At 46.4% G+C, this 18,990-nt stretch carries 12 protein-coding genes; 3 read left to right on the forward strand and 9 right to left on the reverse strand.

Going from position 1 to position 18,990, the window contains the following annotated elements; all coding sequences use genetic code 11:
• Positions 1–17: 17 nt before the first annotated feature.
• A complete protein-coding gene (locus tag AC27KT_RS00735) occupies positions 18–692 on the reverse strand; it encodes a DsbA family protein (RefSeq protein ID WP_487126564.1) in 675 nt (224 codons plus the stop codon).
• A 191-nt stretch (positions 693–883) separates the two neighbouring features.
• Here AC27KT_RS00735 and AC27KT_RS00740 point away from each other — a divergent pair, with 191 nt between their 5' ends.
• The 3 genes from AC27KT_RS00740 to AC27KT_RS00750 all read left to right on the forward strand — a co-directional run bounded on the left by AC27KT_RS00740 (position 884) and on the right by AC27KT_RS00750 (position 6,991).
• A complete protein-coding gene (locus AC27KT_RS00740; RefSeq protein ID WP_487126566.1) occupies positions 884–2,692 on the forward strand; it encodes an ABC transporter transmembrane domain-containing protein in 1,809 nt (602 codons plus the stop codon).
• A 131-nt stretch (positions 2,693–2,823) separates the two neighbouring features.
• Positions 2,824–3,882: an efflux RND transporter periplasmic adaptor subunit gene (locus AC27KT_RS00745; RefSeq protein ID WP_487126568.1), complete on the forward strand. Its 1,059-nt coding sequence runs from the start codon at positions 2,824–2,826 to the stop codon at positions 3,880–3,882.
• A complete protein-coding gene (locus tag AC27KT_RS00750; protein ID WP_487126570.1) occupies positions 3,875–6,991 on the forward strand; it encodes an efflux RND transporter permease subunit in 3,117 nt (1,038 codons plus the stop codon). Before AC27KT_RS00745 ends, AC27KT_RS00750 begins: the two co-directional genes overlap by 8 nt.
• 233 nt (positions 6,992–7,224) lie before the next feature.
• On the opposite strand, the gene AC27KT_RS00755 is transcribed toward AC27KT_RS00750, so the two are convergent.
• From AC27KT_RS00755 to ffh, 8 genes are all read right to left on the reverse strand, one after another.
• The gene (locus AC27KT_RS00755; RefSeq protein WP_487126572.1) at positions 7,225–7,563 is read right to left on the reverse strand and encodes a hypothetical protein; all 339 of its coding nucleotides are present in this window, start codon (positions 7,561–7,563) and stop codon (positions 7,225–7,227) included.
• 33 nt (positions 7,564–7,596) lie between these two features.
• Complete coding sequence (locus tag AC27KT_RS00760) at positions 7,597–8,481, reverse strand: alpha/beta hydrolase (RefSeq protein WP_487126574.1); 885 nt, start codon at positions 8,479–8,481, stop codon at positions 7,597–7,599.
• 34 nt (positions 8,482–8,515) lie between these two features.
• Complete coding sequence (locus AC27KT_RS00765) at positions 8,516–8,908, reverse strand: TerB family tellurite resistance protein (RefSeq protein WP_487126576.1); 393 nt, start codon at positions 8,906–8,908, stop codon at positions 8,516–8,518.
• Positions 8,909–9,368: 460 nt separating this feature from the next.
• Positions 9,369–10,586: a phosphoenolpyruvate carboxylase gene (locus AC27KT_RS00770; protein WP_487126578.1), complete on the reverse strand. Its 1,218-nt coding sequence runs from the start codon at positions 10,584–10,586 to the stop codon at positions 9,369–9,371.
• Entirely contained in the window at positions 10,583–11,218 is a 636-nt protein-coding gene (locus AC27KT_RS00775; protein ID WP_014978725.1) for a condensin complex protein MksE, read from the reverse strand. The genes AC27KT_RS00770 and AC27KT_RS00775 overlap by 4 nt, the downstream gene beginning before the upstream one ends.
• Complete coding sequence (locus AC27KT_RS00780; RefSeq protein WP_487126580.1) at positions 11,215–14,937, reverse strand: ATP-binding protein; 3,723 nt, start codon at positions 14,935–14,937, stop codon at positions 11,215–11,217. The genes AC27KT_RS00775 and AC27KT_RS00780 overlap by 4 nt, the downstream gene beginning before the upstream one ends.
• Before the next feature lie 352 nt (positions 14,938–15,289).
• Positions 15,290–17,365, reverse strand: a complete 2,076-nt coding sequence (locus tag AC27KT_RS00785; RefSeq protein ID WP_487126582.1) for a hypothetical protein — start codon at positions 17,363–17,365, stop codon at positions 15,290–15,292.
• 185 nt (positions 17,366–17,550) lie between these two features.
• A complete protein-coding gene (gene ffh / locus AC27KT_RS00790) occupies positions 17,551–18,954 on the reverse strand; it encodes a signal recognition particle protein (RefSeq protein WP_487126584.1) in 1,404 nt (467 codons plus the stop codon).
• Positions 18,955–18,990: the final 36 nt, after the last annotated feature.

Genomic DNA, 18,990 nt, shown 5'->3' on the forward strand with positions numbered 1-18,990 from the left:
GCTTCTTTCAATAACGATTATAGATGACGCAGGGTTACACTTGCGTCGTTATAGTCGTAGGGAACGTTTTGCCACTGTGGCTTTTTAAGCTCTTGTGATTTTGTCTCTTCTGCCTCGGCAAATTTGTTTGATTTGAGTATTAAGCTGGGAAAGCCTTGGGCGCCTATACTACGCGCCATATGCATTTCTTCGTTTAATTTCTCAATTGTACTTTCACTATTGAGTGCTATTTCAAAGCGCTCGACATCAAGCCCTATTTCTTCAGCAAATGCTATCAAGGTATCAAAATCCGACGGGTTTTTCGCATTCAGGTAATACCCTTCTTGAATTGCCTTGATCATTGCCTTCTCTAATGCTTTTGCTTCATCGCTATCTCTAGCCTGCGCTTTTGCTGCAAGAACTGCTCGACACGAAGGATAGGTCGAACGACGAGGCTGACACTTTGTCCAAAAATCATAGTTGAATTGTGTTCCAGGCACACGATCTTGAATAGTTTGCCAATAGCCTGCAATAGTAAGTTTCATTTGTTCCGGCATAGGTAAATCACTATCCGGTGCGAGCCCGCCAAGCAAGTAGACAACCTCAATGTCGTTGGGTAACTCACGTTGTATTTGCTCCCAAGTAGGAACGAATGCCCAACACCAACTGCACATTGGATCATGAACATAATACAAAGTACGTGTTTCACTCATCGTTATTTTCCCGTTTTAACTATTTTGCTTTGCTTCTGCGACGTTAATTTTCATCCCAGCGTAAATACTGCCGCTGTAATCGCATTGCCTGCGTCCAATCTACATACTTTGCCGTATAATCCAAATAATGAATTTTAATAAGCGTTGCAAAATCAACGCTATGAATTAGTTATGCGCATGTAGAGGTAATTTTGACAACACCACTCGCTAGTGTATCAACCAAACAAGTCTTACAGTGGATTGGCTCACATTTACTTCGCTACAAAGCGCGCGTTGTAGGTGCAGTTATAGCACTTTTCACGGCCGCAGTTGCATGGCTTTTACTTGGGCAAGGCATTAAGTACGCTATCGACAGCGGCTTCATAGAAAACGCTGCCGACACATTAAACAAAGCTACGGTTATGGTACTTGCTATAACTTTTATTGCCTGCCTAGCGACTTATGCGCGGTTTTATTTGATGACCTGGCTTGGCGAAAGAGTTAGCGCCGACATTAGAAACCAAGTCTATGCGCATCTTCTCTCACTGCCTCCATCATTTTTCGCGGAGCTTCGAACAGGTGAGGTCATTTCTCGATTTACCAGCGACACTACAATTATCCAAACCGTAGTGGGAATGAGTTTATCGATGACCCTACGCTCTATTGTGACTTTTGTCGGCGCACTCGCGCTTATGACATTTTCTAGTCCCCTACTCACATTTTGTGTGATCGTCGCCGTACCTGCGGTACTCGTTCCAATTAAAGTACTCGCCCCTCAGGTCCGTCGCTATGCCAAAGAAAGCCAAGACAAAGTGGCAGACCTAGGCGCGCGAATCGATGAAAGTCTCCATGAAATTATGACCGTACAGGCCTATACCGCTGAAAATGCCGAAAGACTGCATTTCTCTAAAAAGGTAGAGCTTGCCATGGACGTAGCTAAAAAGCGTATTCACTATCGCTCACTACTTATTGGCTGCATCATGTGTATCAGTATGACGGCCATCATCTTTATTGCTTGGGTAGGGGCAAGACAAGTATTAGACGGCACTATGACCGTAGGTGAACTCTCCGCTTTCCTTTTCTATGCGGTAATGGCTGGCGGCAGTGTGGCTACTATCAGCGAAGTCATTGGTGAAGTACAGCGAGGTGTTGGCGCAAGTGAGCGTTTGTACGAACTATTTACCACTGAGCCTTCTATTCGATCTTTGAATGGTGACACAGCTGAAGACTATGCTTCTTCAACATACTCTGCATCAAAAGGAGCAAGTACTAAACCGATAATTTCCCAAGCCGCACCAAAAATAGAATTGGAAAATGTCAGCTTTGCCTACCCCAACAGCAAACCTTTGTTTAATAATTTGAACATTAACATTCATGCAGGAGAGCGTCTTGCTCTGGTAGGAGCAAGTGGCGCAGGCAAAACAACGCTATTTCAATTATTAATGCGCTTCTACGACCCAAGTGCCGGACAAATACTGTTCAACGGTGCGCCAATCAACAAAATGCCGGTAGACCTTCTGCGCCAGCATATTGCCATCGTTACCCAAGAGCCCGTGGTCTTTGCTGATACCGTGCTAGAAAATATTCGCTACGGCAGCCCGCACGCAAGTGACGACGCCGTGATAAATGCCGCGAAGCAGGCATTTGCCCACGAATTTATCGATAACCTAGATGAGCGCTACAATACACAGTTAGGCGAACGAGGCGTAAAACTTTCTGGCGGTCAAAAACAACGTATTGCTATTGCTCGCGCTATTTTGGCCGATCGCCCAATTTTACTTTTAGATGAAGCGACGAGTGCGCTTGATGCGATGAGTGAGCGTATGGTTCAACGAGCCATAGATAGGCTTATGGTAGGAAAAACCAGCATTGTGATTGCTCACCGACTTGCGACGGTACAACATGCCGATCGCATTTTGGTTATGGATAAAGGTCAGGTCGTAGGAAGCGGCGACCATGCATCGTTAATGAAAAGCGATACCCTGTACAGGGAATACGCCGAACTGCAATTGCTTAGCTGAACCGCCTGTGGTGCTATACGGTACAAACAACGAGGTCGACCAATCGACTACGAAACATACGTTTTGGTAATACAAAAATAAAGGGCCAGCAGCTTTTACTGCAAAGGTTCTAATAACGCTACGGGTTTAAAATGAAAAATTTATTCTATGGTGCAATGAAGACATGGACAGGTCTTTGCGCTCTTTTTTTGATGATGGTGCCAACTGCAAATGCGCAGTTTATGGGTGATAGGCAAGCGAAGCTTGTTGTAACCAAGCCCATTGAATTTATGAACGAAACGCGAAAAGTGGAAGCGGTAGGCAGTGCTGAAGCCGTTCGTTCAATTGTGTTGTATCCTGCCGTCTCTGATGAAGTCACAGAAATCAATTTTGTACCCGGCCAAGCGGTGGAAAAAGGCAAAGTACTTGTTCGCCTTGACGACAGACGCCAGCGGACAGCATTAAAACGCGCCAAGCTTACTCTAGAAGATGCCCAGCGTACAGTAGAGCGATTGGCGTCAAGCTACAAGCAAGGTGCCGTGCCGGTCAGTGAATTGGACTTAGCTCGCACTCAGCGAGATCTTGCAGAAGTTGCTTTAGAAGAGGCGCAGGCAGATTTAGAAGACAGACATATCGTTGCGCCTTTTGATGGTGTGGTGGGCATTACCGACGTTGAAGTGGGTGACCGAATTAACGAGCAAACGGTTATCACCACATTGGATAACCGCAGTAAGCTATTTATCAATTTCAAAGCCCCTGAAGCCGCCCTTCCGGTATTGCTCAATGCACCAAATGTCACATTAGAGCCGTGGAGCGATAAAGAACAACGGGTTAAAGCCGAAATAGCACAAATAGACTCTCGCATAAACGAAGCGGACCGCACACTTCGCGCACGCGCATTATTAGATAACTCGTCTGATAAGTTCCGCCCAGGAATGAGCTTTAGGGTCAATCTAAGTATCGAAGGTGAGCGCTATGCAGCAGTGCCTGAAGCTGCATTACTGTGGGGAGCAACAGGCGCCTATATATGGCTTGCTGAAGATGGAAAGGCTAAACGTGTAGATGTGAGCGTTCACCAACGCCTAAGAGGAACTATCTTAGTTTCAGGCGATATTAAAGAAAGCGACACATTAATTTCGGAAGGTGTTCAGCGCTTACGCACTGGACAAGAAATTACCACCGAACTGGCCGGAGGACCAAAAGGTGAGTGATCCAAATCTTTCTTCTTCGGTGAACGATCTTCCCTCACTTTCTATACGGCGCCCAGTTTTAATTGTCGTTTTAAATTTGCTTATTGCTATCGCAGGCCTTGCGGCGTTAAGCGGTCTCGAAGTGCGTGAACTTCCTGACGTTGACACACCTCGCGTTACGGTTACAGCGCAATTTCCCGGCGCATCCCCTGAAACAGTAGATGCGGAAGTAACGGGTCGTCTAGAGGGTGCTGTTGCCCGTGTTAGCGGAGTTAAAAATATCTATGCGCAAAGCGAAGAAAACTCAGCCCGTGTTCGCGTTGAGTTTCGCCCCGGTGTTAACTTAGAAGATGCCGCCAATGAAGTACGTGAATCAGTTAGCCGTGTACAGCGCCAACTTCCCGACGACGTTGAACAAGTAGCGATTATCCGTGCAGACAGCGACGCTCAAGCGGTAGTTAGCCTTGCTATCTCTAGCGACACACTAGATATGGAAACCCTCACCGAGCGCGTTGATACCGATGTAGCGCCTCTATTTTTAAGTATTCCTGGCGTTGCCGATGTTACGTTAAATGGCGACAGAGAGCGCGTATTGCGCGTGTCGGTTGACCCGTTGCGTTTAACCAGTTTCGGCTTATCAATGAGCGACATAGCAGAAGCACTCGCACTGGCCCCTTTTGATGTACCCGCGGGCAGTATACAGTCGGCTGAACAGGCGCTTATCGTACGCGCTGATGCAACATCAGTATCAGCAGAAGATGTGGGAAACATTGTGGTTAGCGGCGACATACGTGTTAATGACGTCGCCAGTGTTTATTTCGGTCCGGCCGACACCACTAGTGTAGTTCGCTTAGACGGCACACCAGTAATAGGCGTTGGCGTTATTCGCCAAGCAAGCTCTAACACCATCGAGATTTCTGATGAAGTGCTAGCTATGGTCAAAGACCTCGATAAGCGTTTTGCCGACATGAATATCGTAGTGACAGCAGACGACGCAGAATTTATTCGTGATTCTGTCAAAGAAGTCGTGATATCGCTTAGCCTTACTGTAGCGTTAGTCGTAGTAACATTACTGGTATTTATTGGTTCGTGGCGCGCTACCATCGTTCCTGCACTATCTATCCCGGTATCATTGGCAGGCGCTCTGGCAATTATTTGGGGTATGGGCTTTTCTATTAATATTCTTACCCTACTTGCCCTTGTTCTTGCCACTGGCATGATAGTGGACGACGCTATTGTAGTGTCTGAAAATATTCAGCGACGCAGAAGTATGGGTTTAGGTGCTCGCGCTGCCGCCGTAGTCGGCACCCGGGAAGTGTTTTTCGCTGTAGTGGCAACCACAGCAGTACTCGCTTCCGTATTTATTCCTATCGCTTTCCTTCCATCAACTGCAGGCCGATTGTTTAGAGAGTTTGGTGGCGTGTTAGCTGGCGCTGTCGTGATCTCTTCTTTTGTTGCGCTGTCGCTAGTACCCGCACTCACGGCTCGACTCAAAGTAAAAGAAACAAAAGCTAACGGTTGGTTTAGTCAAACCTTTGGTCGCTTTGGCAATGCCTGCCTTCGCGTATATCAAGCGTCACTATTAAAAGCCCTTAAATATGGTTGGGTAGTGGGCATACTAAGTCTAGCCGCTGGCGGTGGTGCTTATATATTGTCACAAAATATCGATAACGAGCTTCTACCAAGTGAAGATAGAGGCACAATTCGTATATTTGCACGAGGCCCTGATGGCGCTGGTCTTAATTTCATGGATAGACAAGCTGAAAAAATGGAAGAGCTACTGCTACCTTATGTGGACAATGGCACCATTGACTCTATTTACACCGTGGTTGGCTCATGGGACCCGAACATCGTATTTATCACTGCCCCACTAAAACACTGGGATGAACGAGATAAGTCACTGCAAGATGTCGTAAACGAAATACGTCCTAAACTACAGCAAATACCTGGTGCGCCTGGTAATGCCTTTGGTGGTAACAGTCTTAATTTGCGCGGCCAAGGTGGTGGTTTAGAGATTGCACTTACCGGCGATACCTACGAAAACATTTTTATAGCTGCACAAAGCTTCTCCCGTCAGCTTGAAGAAAACTTACCCGAACTGGGAAGGCCTAGAATTAGCTACGACCCAACACAACCTCAAATGCGCGTGAATATAGACAGACGTCGCGCAGAAGAGTTAGGGGTTCCGCTCAACGATATTGCCAGCACATTGCGCGCCGCCGTTAATGGCGATGATATCGCCGACTTAAACGTAGGCGATCAAGCTATTCCAATTATGCTGCAAACCAATAATCGCAGTACATTAGACCCGTCTGACCTTACCAGTCTTTTCGTAAAAAGCACCGATGGAAACCTAGTGCCTTTATCAAGTGTAGCCTTTATTAGTGAGGAAGGCGTTGCTGCCGAACTAGAGCGTCAAGCACAGCGACGAGCGATAAAAGTGGAAATGGAGTTACCAGAAGATGTGGCGCTTAGCGATGTGGTGGATGAAATTCGCACTTTAGCACTCGATACTCTGCCTGATGGCATTGGGTTAGTATTCTTAGGCGAAGCTCAGACTTTTGAAGAGACGTCAAAGCAAGTTGCTCTTACTTACATCTTAGCGTTTGTTATCGTCCTACTGGTATTAGCTGCGCAGTTTGAAAGTGTGAACAGTGCAGTTGTGGTAATGCTTACCGTTCCTTTTGGTATTGCAGCCGCGGTCTATGCTTTGTTTTTAACCGGCACCAGCATCAATATTTACTCGCAAATTGGCTTGGTCATGTTGATAGGCCTTCTAGCTAAAAACGCTATCCTACTCATTGAATTTGCCGACCAGCTTCGCGATAAGGGTTATGATATTTACGATGCTATTGTCGAGGCCGGTAAGGTGCGTTTACGCCCTATTATGATGACGCTGGTTTCAACTATTTTAGGCGGCCTGCCACTCATTCTATCTACAGGCGCGGGGGCAGAAGCTCGCAATGCTATTGGTTGGGTGGTTTTTGGTGGTTTAGGTATCGCGGTAGTATTTACTCTTTACCTCACGCCAGTGTTATATCTTGCTCTTGCCCGCTTTACCAAGCCTCGCGCCGATGAAAGCGCTAAGCTTGAAAGGGAAATGGAAGAAGCCAATGCACAGCAATTGTAAAGCGGCCCTGCCTCGGTAGGTGCAATGCCTTTTTAAGCGGCATCTAATCGTTTTTTTATAGTGCTGCTTAATTTGGTTAGAGAAATCTTAGAGACACCCAAGCTACGTGTGTTGTAACAACAATAGGTGTTACCAGCCCGCGTTAAGGCTTGGGCGTTTTTTATTATAATACGGCTGATGTTCAAGTTTTCAAATAGACCAAATTATAATACCAATCTGCATAGATAATTGCCCTAGTAGGTTTTACAGAACGCTTTGACTTTGGCTTTACCAGTAAAGGCGAGTAGTTGATCGACCATCCTATCAAAGTAAGGGTTATAGGTTAGCCTTGCGTACACCCGGTCTTGCTCGCTGTTTGCTAAATCTTCATCTGCGTTACCAGGCTTAAATCCCCACGGTCCGTACCACACTTCCTCTCCCGCTTTGCAGCGCGCTTCAGCGTCACTACCTTGGCCGTTGTCACATATGCGAAAGTCACTCGCAGTGCCATATAGCGGGTTCTTATCTGAAAAAAGTGTACTCATATGAGAGGCTGCGCTGATCCGCTGCTCTGGGATCGTCATGGTTTGCATGATGAGTGTATTTGCAGGTACATCGGGGTCATCCTAGCCCTGCCACAATAAACACTTGTGTGGATGAGTAAAATTGTCTCTAAATTGTTCAGCTATTATCGCAGTATCTACCACGCTGTCTTTTTCTGCCACCACCATAAGCACAGGTAGATTCAATGTTCGTTCTTCTTTTTCAGAGCGCGTAAACAAATCTTGAAGCACATTTACGCTTTCTTGATAAGCAGCGAAACCCGGCATTGCAGTGGAGTTATAGCGGCTAGGGTTATCTTCTTCTTCGACATTGGGCCAAGGAAATAATGAATCGATATAGGGCGCTAAACGAGACACAAAGAAGCGTGACTTAAAGGCTGGTGAAAAATGCATTAGCCCTTTTACATCAAGCTCTTCAGCCATTGAAAAGCTTGCTATTGTGGTCAAATTAGCCCCCGTCGAAAAGCCACCAATATAGAGGTTGTCTACTTCCTTAGAAAATAGCCGTATGTGATGATTCGTTTCTGTCTGCCACTGCTGATAGCTAACATTTAGCATGTCTCCGGGTTTTGAGCCGTGGCCCGGCAGCAAAATGGTTCTTACGTGAATACCTTCATTGCACATAGCGTTCGCAACATCACGAAAAAAGTAAGGTGAATCGCCTAACCCATGAACTAGCAAAACACCAATATCGCGGTATTGCGTGCCGCATTCAAACGGCATATTCATGAATATTTCTTGTGTTTTGTTGTTAGAAATAAACGCTCTATGTTCCTGCAGGTAACTTTCAACTTCACTTAAATAATTATCGAAAGGCTGCACTCCAACCGGAAAGGCCTGTGCACTAGCACTGAACTGCGAGCTGTGTGACGAATGACAACCGCTCAATAAGAACAGCGCGAGAGAAGCAGCACATGCGTGTGCTGCTTTAACAGTAAAATTTGGCATTGTTAACGTTTAGGTCTATGGCAAGAAAAAGCGATTATTGCAGTGTATCTTTACCCGAAACTAATGCCTTGGCGAGTAGTTTATGGGTAAGTAATGATAGAAGCTCGGTTTCTTCCTCGCTTCGCTCGCCATCAATGCCCGTGATCGCCATTGCAACTTCTAAGGTTTTTTCTGCGTTAAACGATAGGTCGTTTTTAAGACTTTTTAAGAAAGTAACAGTGTCGCCTGTGTCGATGGCCTTTCGAGCTTGATAAATTGTGTCGTTTAGAAAGGCTTCGCGGCAGATTGGGCTTTGCCAATCTAAAGATTCAACCATTGCATTCAGGTAGTCTTGTTCAGTCAATGTGACCATTCCATCAACCTGATAGAGTAACACTGAAAGTTTGATAAGGGCTTGGTTAAAACTTTGTTGTTCTGATAATTGCATAACACTCTTCCTCTTCGTACTGTACGCGGCAGTACCACAACATGCTCTGCATCCTAGCAGTAGCGATAAATTTCAGTGTCTACACTGCGCTATTAAACATCGAAAACACGTTAGCCGCTGATTAACTGCCATAGGACCTGTAAACCTTTACTTTGGTTCTAAGGCTTAACAGGACCAACAATGTAGACCGCAGAATTGACGGTAACATTACGCAGCGATGAAGCTTTTAGTTCACAATGTTAAATAAGTGTAAACACCTATTGCATTATAGGTCTTTTTCAACAGGTTCCAAGTGTCACATATCGCAAAAAATGGCAAACAATTGATTAGAATGTCAGTGATTAATTAGGGCAACAGAATGATTAGTTAAAACCGCTAAAGTAAGATGAAAGTCTGGCACACCTTTGAACACGTGGGCCAGACCCGATTTGTAGCTTATAGTAAAAATTAAAAAGACCCGTTAACGCAAGCCTAACGTGATATCGTTTATGTAGAAATTCCCCGTATAGACTTTATCGTTATTACCATGGGATTCTAATGCAAAAAACTGCTTATCTTCATCGTTCAAGGCTTGATACCCCCCGATCACCTGATAAATCCACACTTCAGGGTCAAAGTCTAAGGCGTGTTCTTCAAAGTAATCCAGCGCCGTTTTAGGCTGACCAGAGTCGATGACTTCACAGAAATACGCTTCTACCGCTTGCTGCAAGGGATCTTTTTCAAGTGACAAGGTCGATTGCTCAGTCACATCAATGTCGACCGGTTTCGTGTCTTCGTGTTTAGATTGTCGTTTGTGTACGTGGGTTAACGACGCCACTATATTTTGGTAATCGGCTTCATGCTCAACATTGTTCACGTCTGGGGCGGCGTTAGCAATAATCGCTTCTGATTGGTTAAACAACACAGGTACGTTAGTCAGGTTAGCGTAGTTGCCTGGCGCAAAATCAGGCTGCTGCTCCATGTGTAGCAAGAACCCTTTAAGCAAGCGTGTTCGACCTTGGAACTCTCTGAACCGACCCAACAAGTCTAATAAGCGTGCCTGAACGACTGACAGCTCCTGGGCGGCCTTGGCAAAGCGCTGTTGTAGCGACACCACCAGCAAGTGACGAAGTTCACGGTTAGAACCTGCCAGTTCACTTAACTCATCGAAGCGGAAACACTCAAGCTGGGCAAGTAAGTCGGTTACCTGTCCTTGCGCTAACTCGTTTTCACGAATTTTAGCTTCAACCGAAGACACGTAGCCAAACTCATTGTTAATACGGCCAAACATGACACGCACGCTATTACTCAATGATTCTGAAAGCTGATAGACATGCTCAGTCAAATCGCCCATGTGAGCTGCCGCTTCATTATATTTGTTGTAGTGAAGGGCTTCTTTATAGTGCTCAGTTAGGGTTTTAAGGCTTGCCAGCGACGCACCAATATTGGCGTTGATAGTTCGGTTGCGCTCGTCTTGTAAGCTGCCCTCTAAAAGCGTTCTCACCGCGCTTTTCAAACGCAGTTCGCTTTGCGCTTCCGGACGCCACAATACGCCTAGTTGAACAAGCTGTTCCAACACCTTAGGGCTGTGATCGCGCTCTTTTACCGAACCATTAATGTACGCCTGCATGATCAGGTCGCTATGACGACCCAGTGCGTTTAATAGTTTAGTCCCTGCCTGAATTAACACCTGGCTCATATCAAGCTACCTTGCGAAATAGCGGCCTCCGCCTGCTCAGATAAACTCAGCGCTTCAGTTTCATCAATGAAACGTAGCATTTCGTAAAGGTGTTCAATTTTGCCAGTGCCCAAATAAATCTGTTTATCTGGGTTTGGTTTAATCAGATAACCCATTTCGGTTAAGCGTTTAAACACCTGCTTTAACTGACCATCCAAATTCACACTGGTAGAGCCAAACATGCGATAGCGCGATATTTTCTCTAACTGCTCAGCATAGGCGGGCGTATCTTCAATAGTAGTTTGCAACTCGTTTAATCGAATAGCGCTACCCATGGTAATGGGCATATCAGATTCATTGGCTTGCTGAACCAGCAGCAACCACTCTACCAGAGGCACTAGGTTAGAAGCTGTATCTTGGAACTGCTGTGTAAGCACTTTGCGCTCGTTCTCACCAATGGTGAGGAAGCTGGCAAAGAATACGTCACCTTCAGCGGTGGTCGATAATGTGCGATTTAATAACGCTAAATGAGGTTCTAACTGCGCAGCGTTGTCTCTTGATTTAAGAAAACGCCATGCCTCTTCATCGGTCACCTGACAAATAAACGCGCCTTGTAGAAGTGCACTTAGTACACGGCCTTGTTCTGTCATCATGCTGATGTCTCCTCACCTGCTACTTCACCGTTCTTTTCTGCTTCTTTTTTCTGTTTAATGCGCGCCCCTATAGAACTTGCTTTGGGCTGAACCACCTGCAGTTGGCGGGTTACCTTATCTATTAAGTAGCGGTTTTCAAACAACGTCAATACTTCTGATTCTGGGTTAGGGAATGCGCCAACTACGCTGATGTTATTGTTTTGACACGCTTCAAAGATTTTCTTCACGTTGTTTTGGTGAAGTGTACCGAGTTCATCGATAGGCCAATGCACTGTGGCGTCGGCATCGCCGCGCAGCAGACGGGTGAAAGCGAGTAAGAATTTACACAGAATAAGGTAGGCCATACCGTGGCTTGATGACTCGTTAAGCTGGCGGTCAGTACGAATGACAAGGTCACTTTTACCCTCACGAAGGTGTAGCTCGATATCAAGTAGCTTGCTAATGCCGCCCGTAAGCGCTGCTCGGCCAAGAATATCAAGAACCCGGCGCATACTTTGACCGTATTCTTCCTCTGGTAACTCGTTAGCCCCCTCTTCCATCCAGTGCTCATAGAGCTTTCTGAATTGCTCAAGTTCGGGCCAGAACTCAAGTTCACTAATACGTGAGCGAATTTTAACAGCCGAGTCTGATACACCATCAAGAGAAAGGTCGCCGTCGACCTCTTGGGTAATACGGCGGCTTTGCGACACTATGCGTTTGTCGATATCGGCAAGTACAAAGTAGTATTGCGAAAGATCGGCACCAAAGATACGGCCTTGCTCACGCAAGCCCTGTAGCTTCTGCGGAACAATCACGTTTAGAAGCTGTGCCAAATGCGACACCATACGGCGGTGATCAAAGCTCTTCACGCCGTGGGCGTTCAGCGTTGCACACTCTTCACGGGCGCGCTCCCACGTATCCGACAAACCTGTGCCCGCTTGCGCGGCTATTAACTGATCGAACCGCTCTACATAGGCGCGAATATCGCTTAGTAAGTTTTCGCGCTCTTGAAGCTGGCTTTGCACTTCTGAAATACGCTGACCAATACTGACATCGTCATGCTTAATTTCAGCCGTTTCATCACCCGCTTGAAGCGTGAGCTTGGCCAGAGATTTACTTAAGGTTTTAACCTGTTCCAAGTGCTCACTGGCAGTTTTAAGCGTAGTTTCAAGCTGCCCGTGCTGCTCTTGAAGCTGTTCGCGGTTAGCTTTATAGGTTGCTTGTTTGCTGGCTAAATTACGCTCAGATTCGCCCAATAACTTACGCGACTTAGACAAGCCTTCCTGCCATACCACTTTTTGCTTGGTAAACACGTTAGTGTACCAACGCTCGTAGTCGGCCACTTTATGACGATGGGTTTCAGTGCGAGTAATGTCTTCTTTAAGCTTATTGATTTGCTTTTTAAGCTGACCTATTTCATCAACATCCACACCGCGATTGCTCAATTCGCTTTCTAGCCAATCCTGCATATCTTTGCGGTCTTGGGCAGCATTGTCTTTCGCCTTACGCATGTCGCTATCAAGCTGAGATATACGTGCTTCACTGTCAGCAATAAGCTGCTGCCAATGGAATTTGTGTTCGGTTTCCGCTTCGCGCTGCTGATCTTTGATTTCGTCACGACTAAGCTCAAACTGCGCTTTCGCTTGCTTTTGCGACTGCTGATTCGCTTCAAGCTTAGTTTTGGCTTTTTGCTTACGTGCAGAAAGCGCCTGCTGATATTCGCTAAGTACCGTATCGCGGTCTTGCTGTGCACGTTTACGGCTGGCTTCGGCACTTTTAACGGCGTTGTCTTTTTGAGTAACCACAAGCTCGGCGTTGCGCACATCTTCGTTCGCTTTCGCTAGGCGCTGTTCGCATTCGTTCTGCGCAGCAAGGGCAGCGGCTTGACGAATTTCAGCTTCTTGCAGCTGCTGCTTAAGCGCTTGCTCGGTAAAGGCATAGTCTGGGGTATCAAGTTCAATAAGTGCTAACTTAACGCCCATAAAGGTATCGCTGTCGCCTTGTGCATCCTTTGCCATCGAAGGTTCTAAATCAGTGCGCTCTAGTAGCTCAGGGCGAACAACTTTACCTAAGGACAACTCCCAGTCATCGACGTTGGCGCGCAAGAACTCAAGTAGCGAGCCTTCGCCTGGGTAAAGAAGCGCATTAATTTTGTTAACCGCTTTTTCTTCTTGTTGAAAGGCGTTGCGCGCCTTATCTAACGCATTTGAACATTCTTTGCGAAACTCAACTGATTTACTGTGCGCCTGCTGCGCTTGTCGCAGCTCACCGCGCGCTGCATCTTCATTGATAGATGCTTCCTTAATGGCCGCATCAAGAATATCTAGCTGAGATTGTTCAAACTCGTTGTAGCCTGCATTGCTAAGTGACGCTTTAAGTTCAGCTTCAGCAACTTTTAGCTCATTCAAACTATTTTGGAAATCGTTCTGAAGCGCATTTAGCTGGCTATTGTAGTCGCTCTGAATGCGACTTAATGCTTCACGCTCGCTCTGCTGCTGCTCAGCTTTATTCTCTGCAGCTTCTTGGCGTGCAGCTGACATTTCTTCCAGGGTAATTGACAGCTTTTCACCTAGCTCAGCTAAGCGCTTGTTGTAGGCCGACTCAATATCTTGGTGTTTTTCAGTAAGCAGTACATAGCGACTATCGGCCATGGCCTTTTCATTTTGCCACTGCGACAAATTTGCGACGTCTTCTTTAAGCTGCTCAATATTTTGGTCTTGCCACTTATCGAATTCACGCTCAACCGTATCAAGTTCACTGGTGAACTTCTCAACATCGGCGCGAGCAGATGAAATAACCTGATTTAGGTGATCGCGGGTATCACCCCACTCGCTGTCCGTTTGTTTGCGCTGGAAGCTATTCTCATCCAGTTCATTCTTTGTTGTTTCAACGCGCGCAGCCAAGTAGGTCTTATCAAGCTCGAAGCTATGCTTAAGGTTAGCAAGCACTTGCTCTGTTGTGGTTAGCGCCATGTCAGCTTGTTCAAGCTTAGAAAACTCAGGGCGAATTTTGTCGAATTGTTTAATTAAGTGACATTCTTTAATCCAATCATCGACACGGTGGCGGCTTAGGCCAGAAGTAGGTGGCGTAACGCCATCCTCTTCTAAAATGGCTGCGATCATGGCCTTGATGGTTTCCATCTTGCCTTCTTTCGAGTGAACCGCTTTAGCCAATTTTTCGATGTGGCGCATGTGTTTCGACGGTTCGCAAAGGCTAAAGATTTTGGCGTAGCCTAATAGCTCACGGGCATTGTTACTCTGGTTAAGCACACCGTGGTCGTTTTGAATGATAGCGCGGAAGTCTTTCGTATTAAGTAAGCTCGTTACCAAAATGTTGTTGCGCTTCATGGCGCGTGCAAGCTCAGCGCTGCTTACACTGGCGTGTTTGCCGTTCTTTTGCTCTATCAAATAATCATTGATTTCAAATGGCTTGCCAATTAAACGATAATTAACGCCGGTTCCGTTTGAGCTTAACACTGCTTGGCATAGGTCACCTTCGGCACGTGTATATTCATAAATAATAAAGCTAGATAAACGAGGCAAGTACCAGCGTTCAAAGCTGTCACGGGTTGCCGGTACCACGCGACTAGGATACTCGCCGTAAAACACGGGAATAAGTCGTTGAAGCGTGGTTTTACCCGACGCATTGGTACCACAAATATTGGTGTGTCCATCAAGCTTTAGCTCGACCACGCCTGGTAGATGCGTGTCGATAAGAATAATACGTTTTAAGCCTGCCATAGTGTTCCTGTATCAATAACTCTGCCGGATGAACGCTCACCCAGCACAAAACTGTACCTGCTTTAATAGGGTAAAAGTTGCATACCTGAAAGAAAGCGAGCACATGCGCACGATGTAGCCCGTCAGTGTATTATGAATTCACAAATTTGCACAGATGCGCGGCGATTTGTTGGTTATAAAGCATGCTATTGTTTAAAAGTTAAGTTAGCCAGGCTTTTGAATATGCCAATAACACCACTTAAATATAAAGCGGCACGTACTGATTAGGTACGTGCCGCTTTAGCGAAAGCATTGAGCTTTCATTGAACAGCTAAGAAATGAACTTTTTCTATAAGGCTGTCTATCAGCTGTTTTACTTCACTGACAATACATTTACCGACTCAGGCGCGGGATACATCATGCTGAAAGTCGGCGCAATGTCACCTGAGGCTGTATTTAGAATGTTGTCAAAGCGCAGGATCATGCCATTTGATTTTTCAGCAACATATACATGACCATTGCTGAGCATCAAGTCTACCGGATTACCCAACATTGAGTTCGGTCCTGCAATATTAACCGATACATTAGTTATGCCATCGGCACTGCCTGCGCCAGGGATCACGTACAATTTACCGTCAGTAGCATCTGCTGCGCTGCCTACATCGGAAATGACCAAGCTATCGCTTTGGCTATCATAGTCTATGCCATGGATGTTGGTTGGCGCGGCAAATGCTGTCCCACCACTTGCAGGAACAATCAGCCTGTCTTCACCCGTAATTACGGTTTCACCGCTTTCCATTTTGCGTATCACTTCTTCAAACACGGCAACCGAACCGTTAGTTAACGCCAGATACGCGCTATCAGTGGATGGGTCGTAATCCACATCCCAAGGGCGAGCCCCGTTGGCCGCTTCAAGTGTTAATAGAGGCGCAACATTGCCTGACGCACAAGGCGAAAATACGCGAACGGCAGGAGAAGCTTCGTTAACATCAGCCACAAATACCACACCTGCTTCAGAAGCAATGTCTAACCCTTTCGGTGCAATCAGTCCGGTATCGCTACCCATAATCATGTGGTCGTAGCTATCGCTGTACGTCATTCCATCGCGCATAGTTTTCAAGCGGTTGATTACTAGTAAGCCACCAGTTGAGCTATCCACATCATCAAAGGTGATGACACCATCGCCACTTGCCGTGAAAGCGGCACTCTCAATGCTCATACCAGCGTCAAAAGAGCTTAGCTCACTGGAAAGTACAGCGCTGTATTGCGCTACTTGCCCCGTGGTTGCACCTTCGCTTGCAGGGTTACTTGATACCGAAAGGCCCATAATAGGCATAGTCGTTATCCCGTCGTCCGATGCGTCTTTCATTTCATCTAATTCTTTAAACTCAGCCAAAGACTCCGGTTTCACCGAAGGTGTAGATAACGTCGGTGCAATGTCACCACTAGCACCGTTGAATATGTTAGAGAACACCAAAATGGCGTCGTTTGATTTTTCCGCCACGCGAAGGTCAGAGCCCGTAAGAATAATGTCTACAGGATTACCGAGTTGAGTCGACGCTCCACCGATGATTCTTGTTGGTACGACAACTCCGTCAGCTAACGAGATATTCTCTAATACAAAAATTTGACCATCGTCTGCAACTGCTGCATCACCCACATCAGAAACGACCATGCGGTTAGACATAGGCTCATATACAATACCATGAAGGTTTACTGATATTTGATTGCCATCTGCATCAGAAGGCACCACCGAGCGCATTACTGTGGGCGCAAAACCCGAACCAGCTACATTGTCATATACCGCTAACGTACCATCGGTTAGAGCCACAAATAATCTATCGTTCTGTTCATCGTATGCTAGGTCCCATGGTTTTGCGGAAACCATAATCTCAGCAACAGGCTCAACGTCTCCCGACGCTTGCCCACCAAAAACGCTTACCTTTTGACCGTTAAAATCAGCTACCATTACCAAACCAGCATTTTCAGCAAACGCGATACCTTTAGGGTTAACCAGGCCTGTTGCTGTACCGGTTACTTCGTTGCCCGTATTCATCATATAGTTGGTTTGGACATCGAAATTACACAATGTCCTCAATAAAGGTAAATCACTGTCACCTGCTTGCACCAAGGCTCCGCTTTCAGTGAAGACAATGCCTTCATTAGCACCTGTGGTGACCGTGCTGAGTGCATTGGCATTTTGATCTACCACAGTTACCGTGTTGCGATTAGCATCGCCATTATTCGCAACCAAAAACGTACCCGCAGCGAAGCCCGGCGCGCCATCTTGTCCTGGAGCTCCGTCAACACCGTCTGTACCGTCTACACCATCAATCCCATTCAAGCCGTCTGTGCCGTCATCACCATCACAGGCACTAAGTGCGAACACCATTGCTGTAGCTAATAGTGAAAGTTTTAATTTTTGTTGTGATGTTTTATTGAATTCCATCTTCATCTCCGTACTTGTTGTTTAGTGAAGAGACGCTGTCAACCGCGAATCTGTGCGATAGATACTGCTCACGTCTTGTTCAACAAGCCAAACGAGCCACATTTGATATTGGATGCAACAAAAACAAAAAAACCTCAACGCATTGCTGCTGTTGAGGTTTTTAGTCGTTTTAGAACTGTAGAGAATTAGCGTGGTGGGAAGCCGCCGCCCCCGCCGAAGCCGCCTGGGCCGCCAAAACCGCCACCCGGAGGCATCATGCCTTTCATCTGGCGCATCATCTTCTTCATGCCGCCGCCAGACATTTTCTTCATCATTTTCTGCATTTGCGTAAACTGTTTAAGCAAACGGTTTACGTCTTGAATTTGCGTACCTGAGCCTGCTGCAATACGGCGCTTGCGCGACCCTTTAATCATATCTGGACGTGCACGTTCAGCCGGTGTCATTGAGTTAATGATGGCTTCCATTTGATTGAACTGCTTGTCGTTTGCCTGATCTTTAATTTTATCAGACATACCGCCCATGCCGGGCAGCTTATCAAGCATTCCCATCATGCCGCCCATGTTCTTCATTTGCTCAAGCTGATCTTTAAAGTCTTGCAGATCGAAGCCTTTACCTTTCTGTACCTTCTTGGCCAGCTTTTCCGCTTTCGACTTATCGACTTTACGCTCAACCTCTTCGATAAGGCTAAGTACGTCGCCCATGCCCAAGATACGGGACGCAATACGCTCAGGGTGGAAAGGCTCAAGTGCATCAACCTTTTCGCCCATACCGATAAACTTGATGGGTTTACCCGTGATGTGACGAACCGACAGGGCAGCACCACCTCTTGCATCACCATCTGCTTTGGTCAGAATCACGCCGGTTAGCGGAAGTGCATCGTTAAACGCCTTTGCCGTATTCGCAGCATCCTGACCGGTCATGGCATCAACCACGAACAGGGTTTCAATTGGCTTAACGGCAGCGTGAAGCTCTTTAATTTCGTCCATCATGTCGTTGTCGACATGTAAACGACCAGCTGTATCGACTAGTAGAACATCGAAGAAATTCTTCTTCGCTTCAACAATGGCATCGTTAACGATATCAATGGGCTTTTGTAAAATCGTTGACGGGTGAAAAGCTACATTCACTTCACCGGCAAGGGTTTCAAGCTGCTTGATAGCGGCCGGACGATAGACGTCGGCACTCACTACCATCACTTTCTTTTTCTCGCGCTCAGTTAGGTATTTCGCAAGTTTACCTACAGACGTAGTTTTACCCGCACCTTGTAAGCCCGCCATAAGCACAACAGCCGGAGGTTGAGTTGCGAGGTTAAGCTTTTCGTTCGCCTCCCCCATCACCGACTCTAGTTCAGACTGAACGATTTTAATAAATACTTGGCCAGGCTTGAGGCTTTTGGTTACTTCGGTACCAACTGCACGTTCTTTTACCTGTGCAACAAACGCTTTTACTACGGGTAGCGCAACGTCGGCTTCAAGTAGCGCCATACGCACTTCGCGTAGCGTTTCTTTAATATTGTCTTCAGTAAGACGCCCTTTACCGCTGACATTTCGTAATGTCTGGCCTAAGCGTTCTGATAAATTCTCAAACATAGTATGAAACTTCTTTTTATTTCAGACGTAATGCCC

The sequence above is a fragment of the Alteromonas sp. 5NW40-0090 genome, assembly GCF_057552975.1.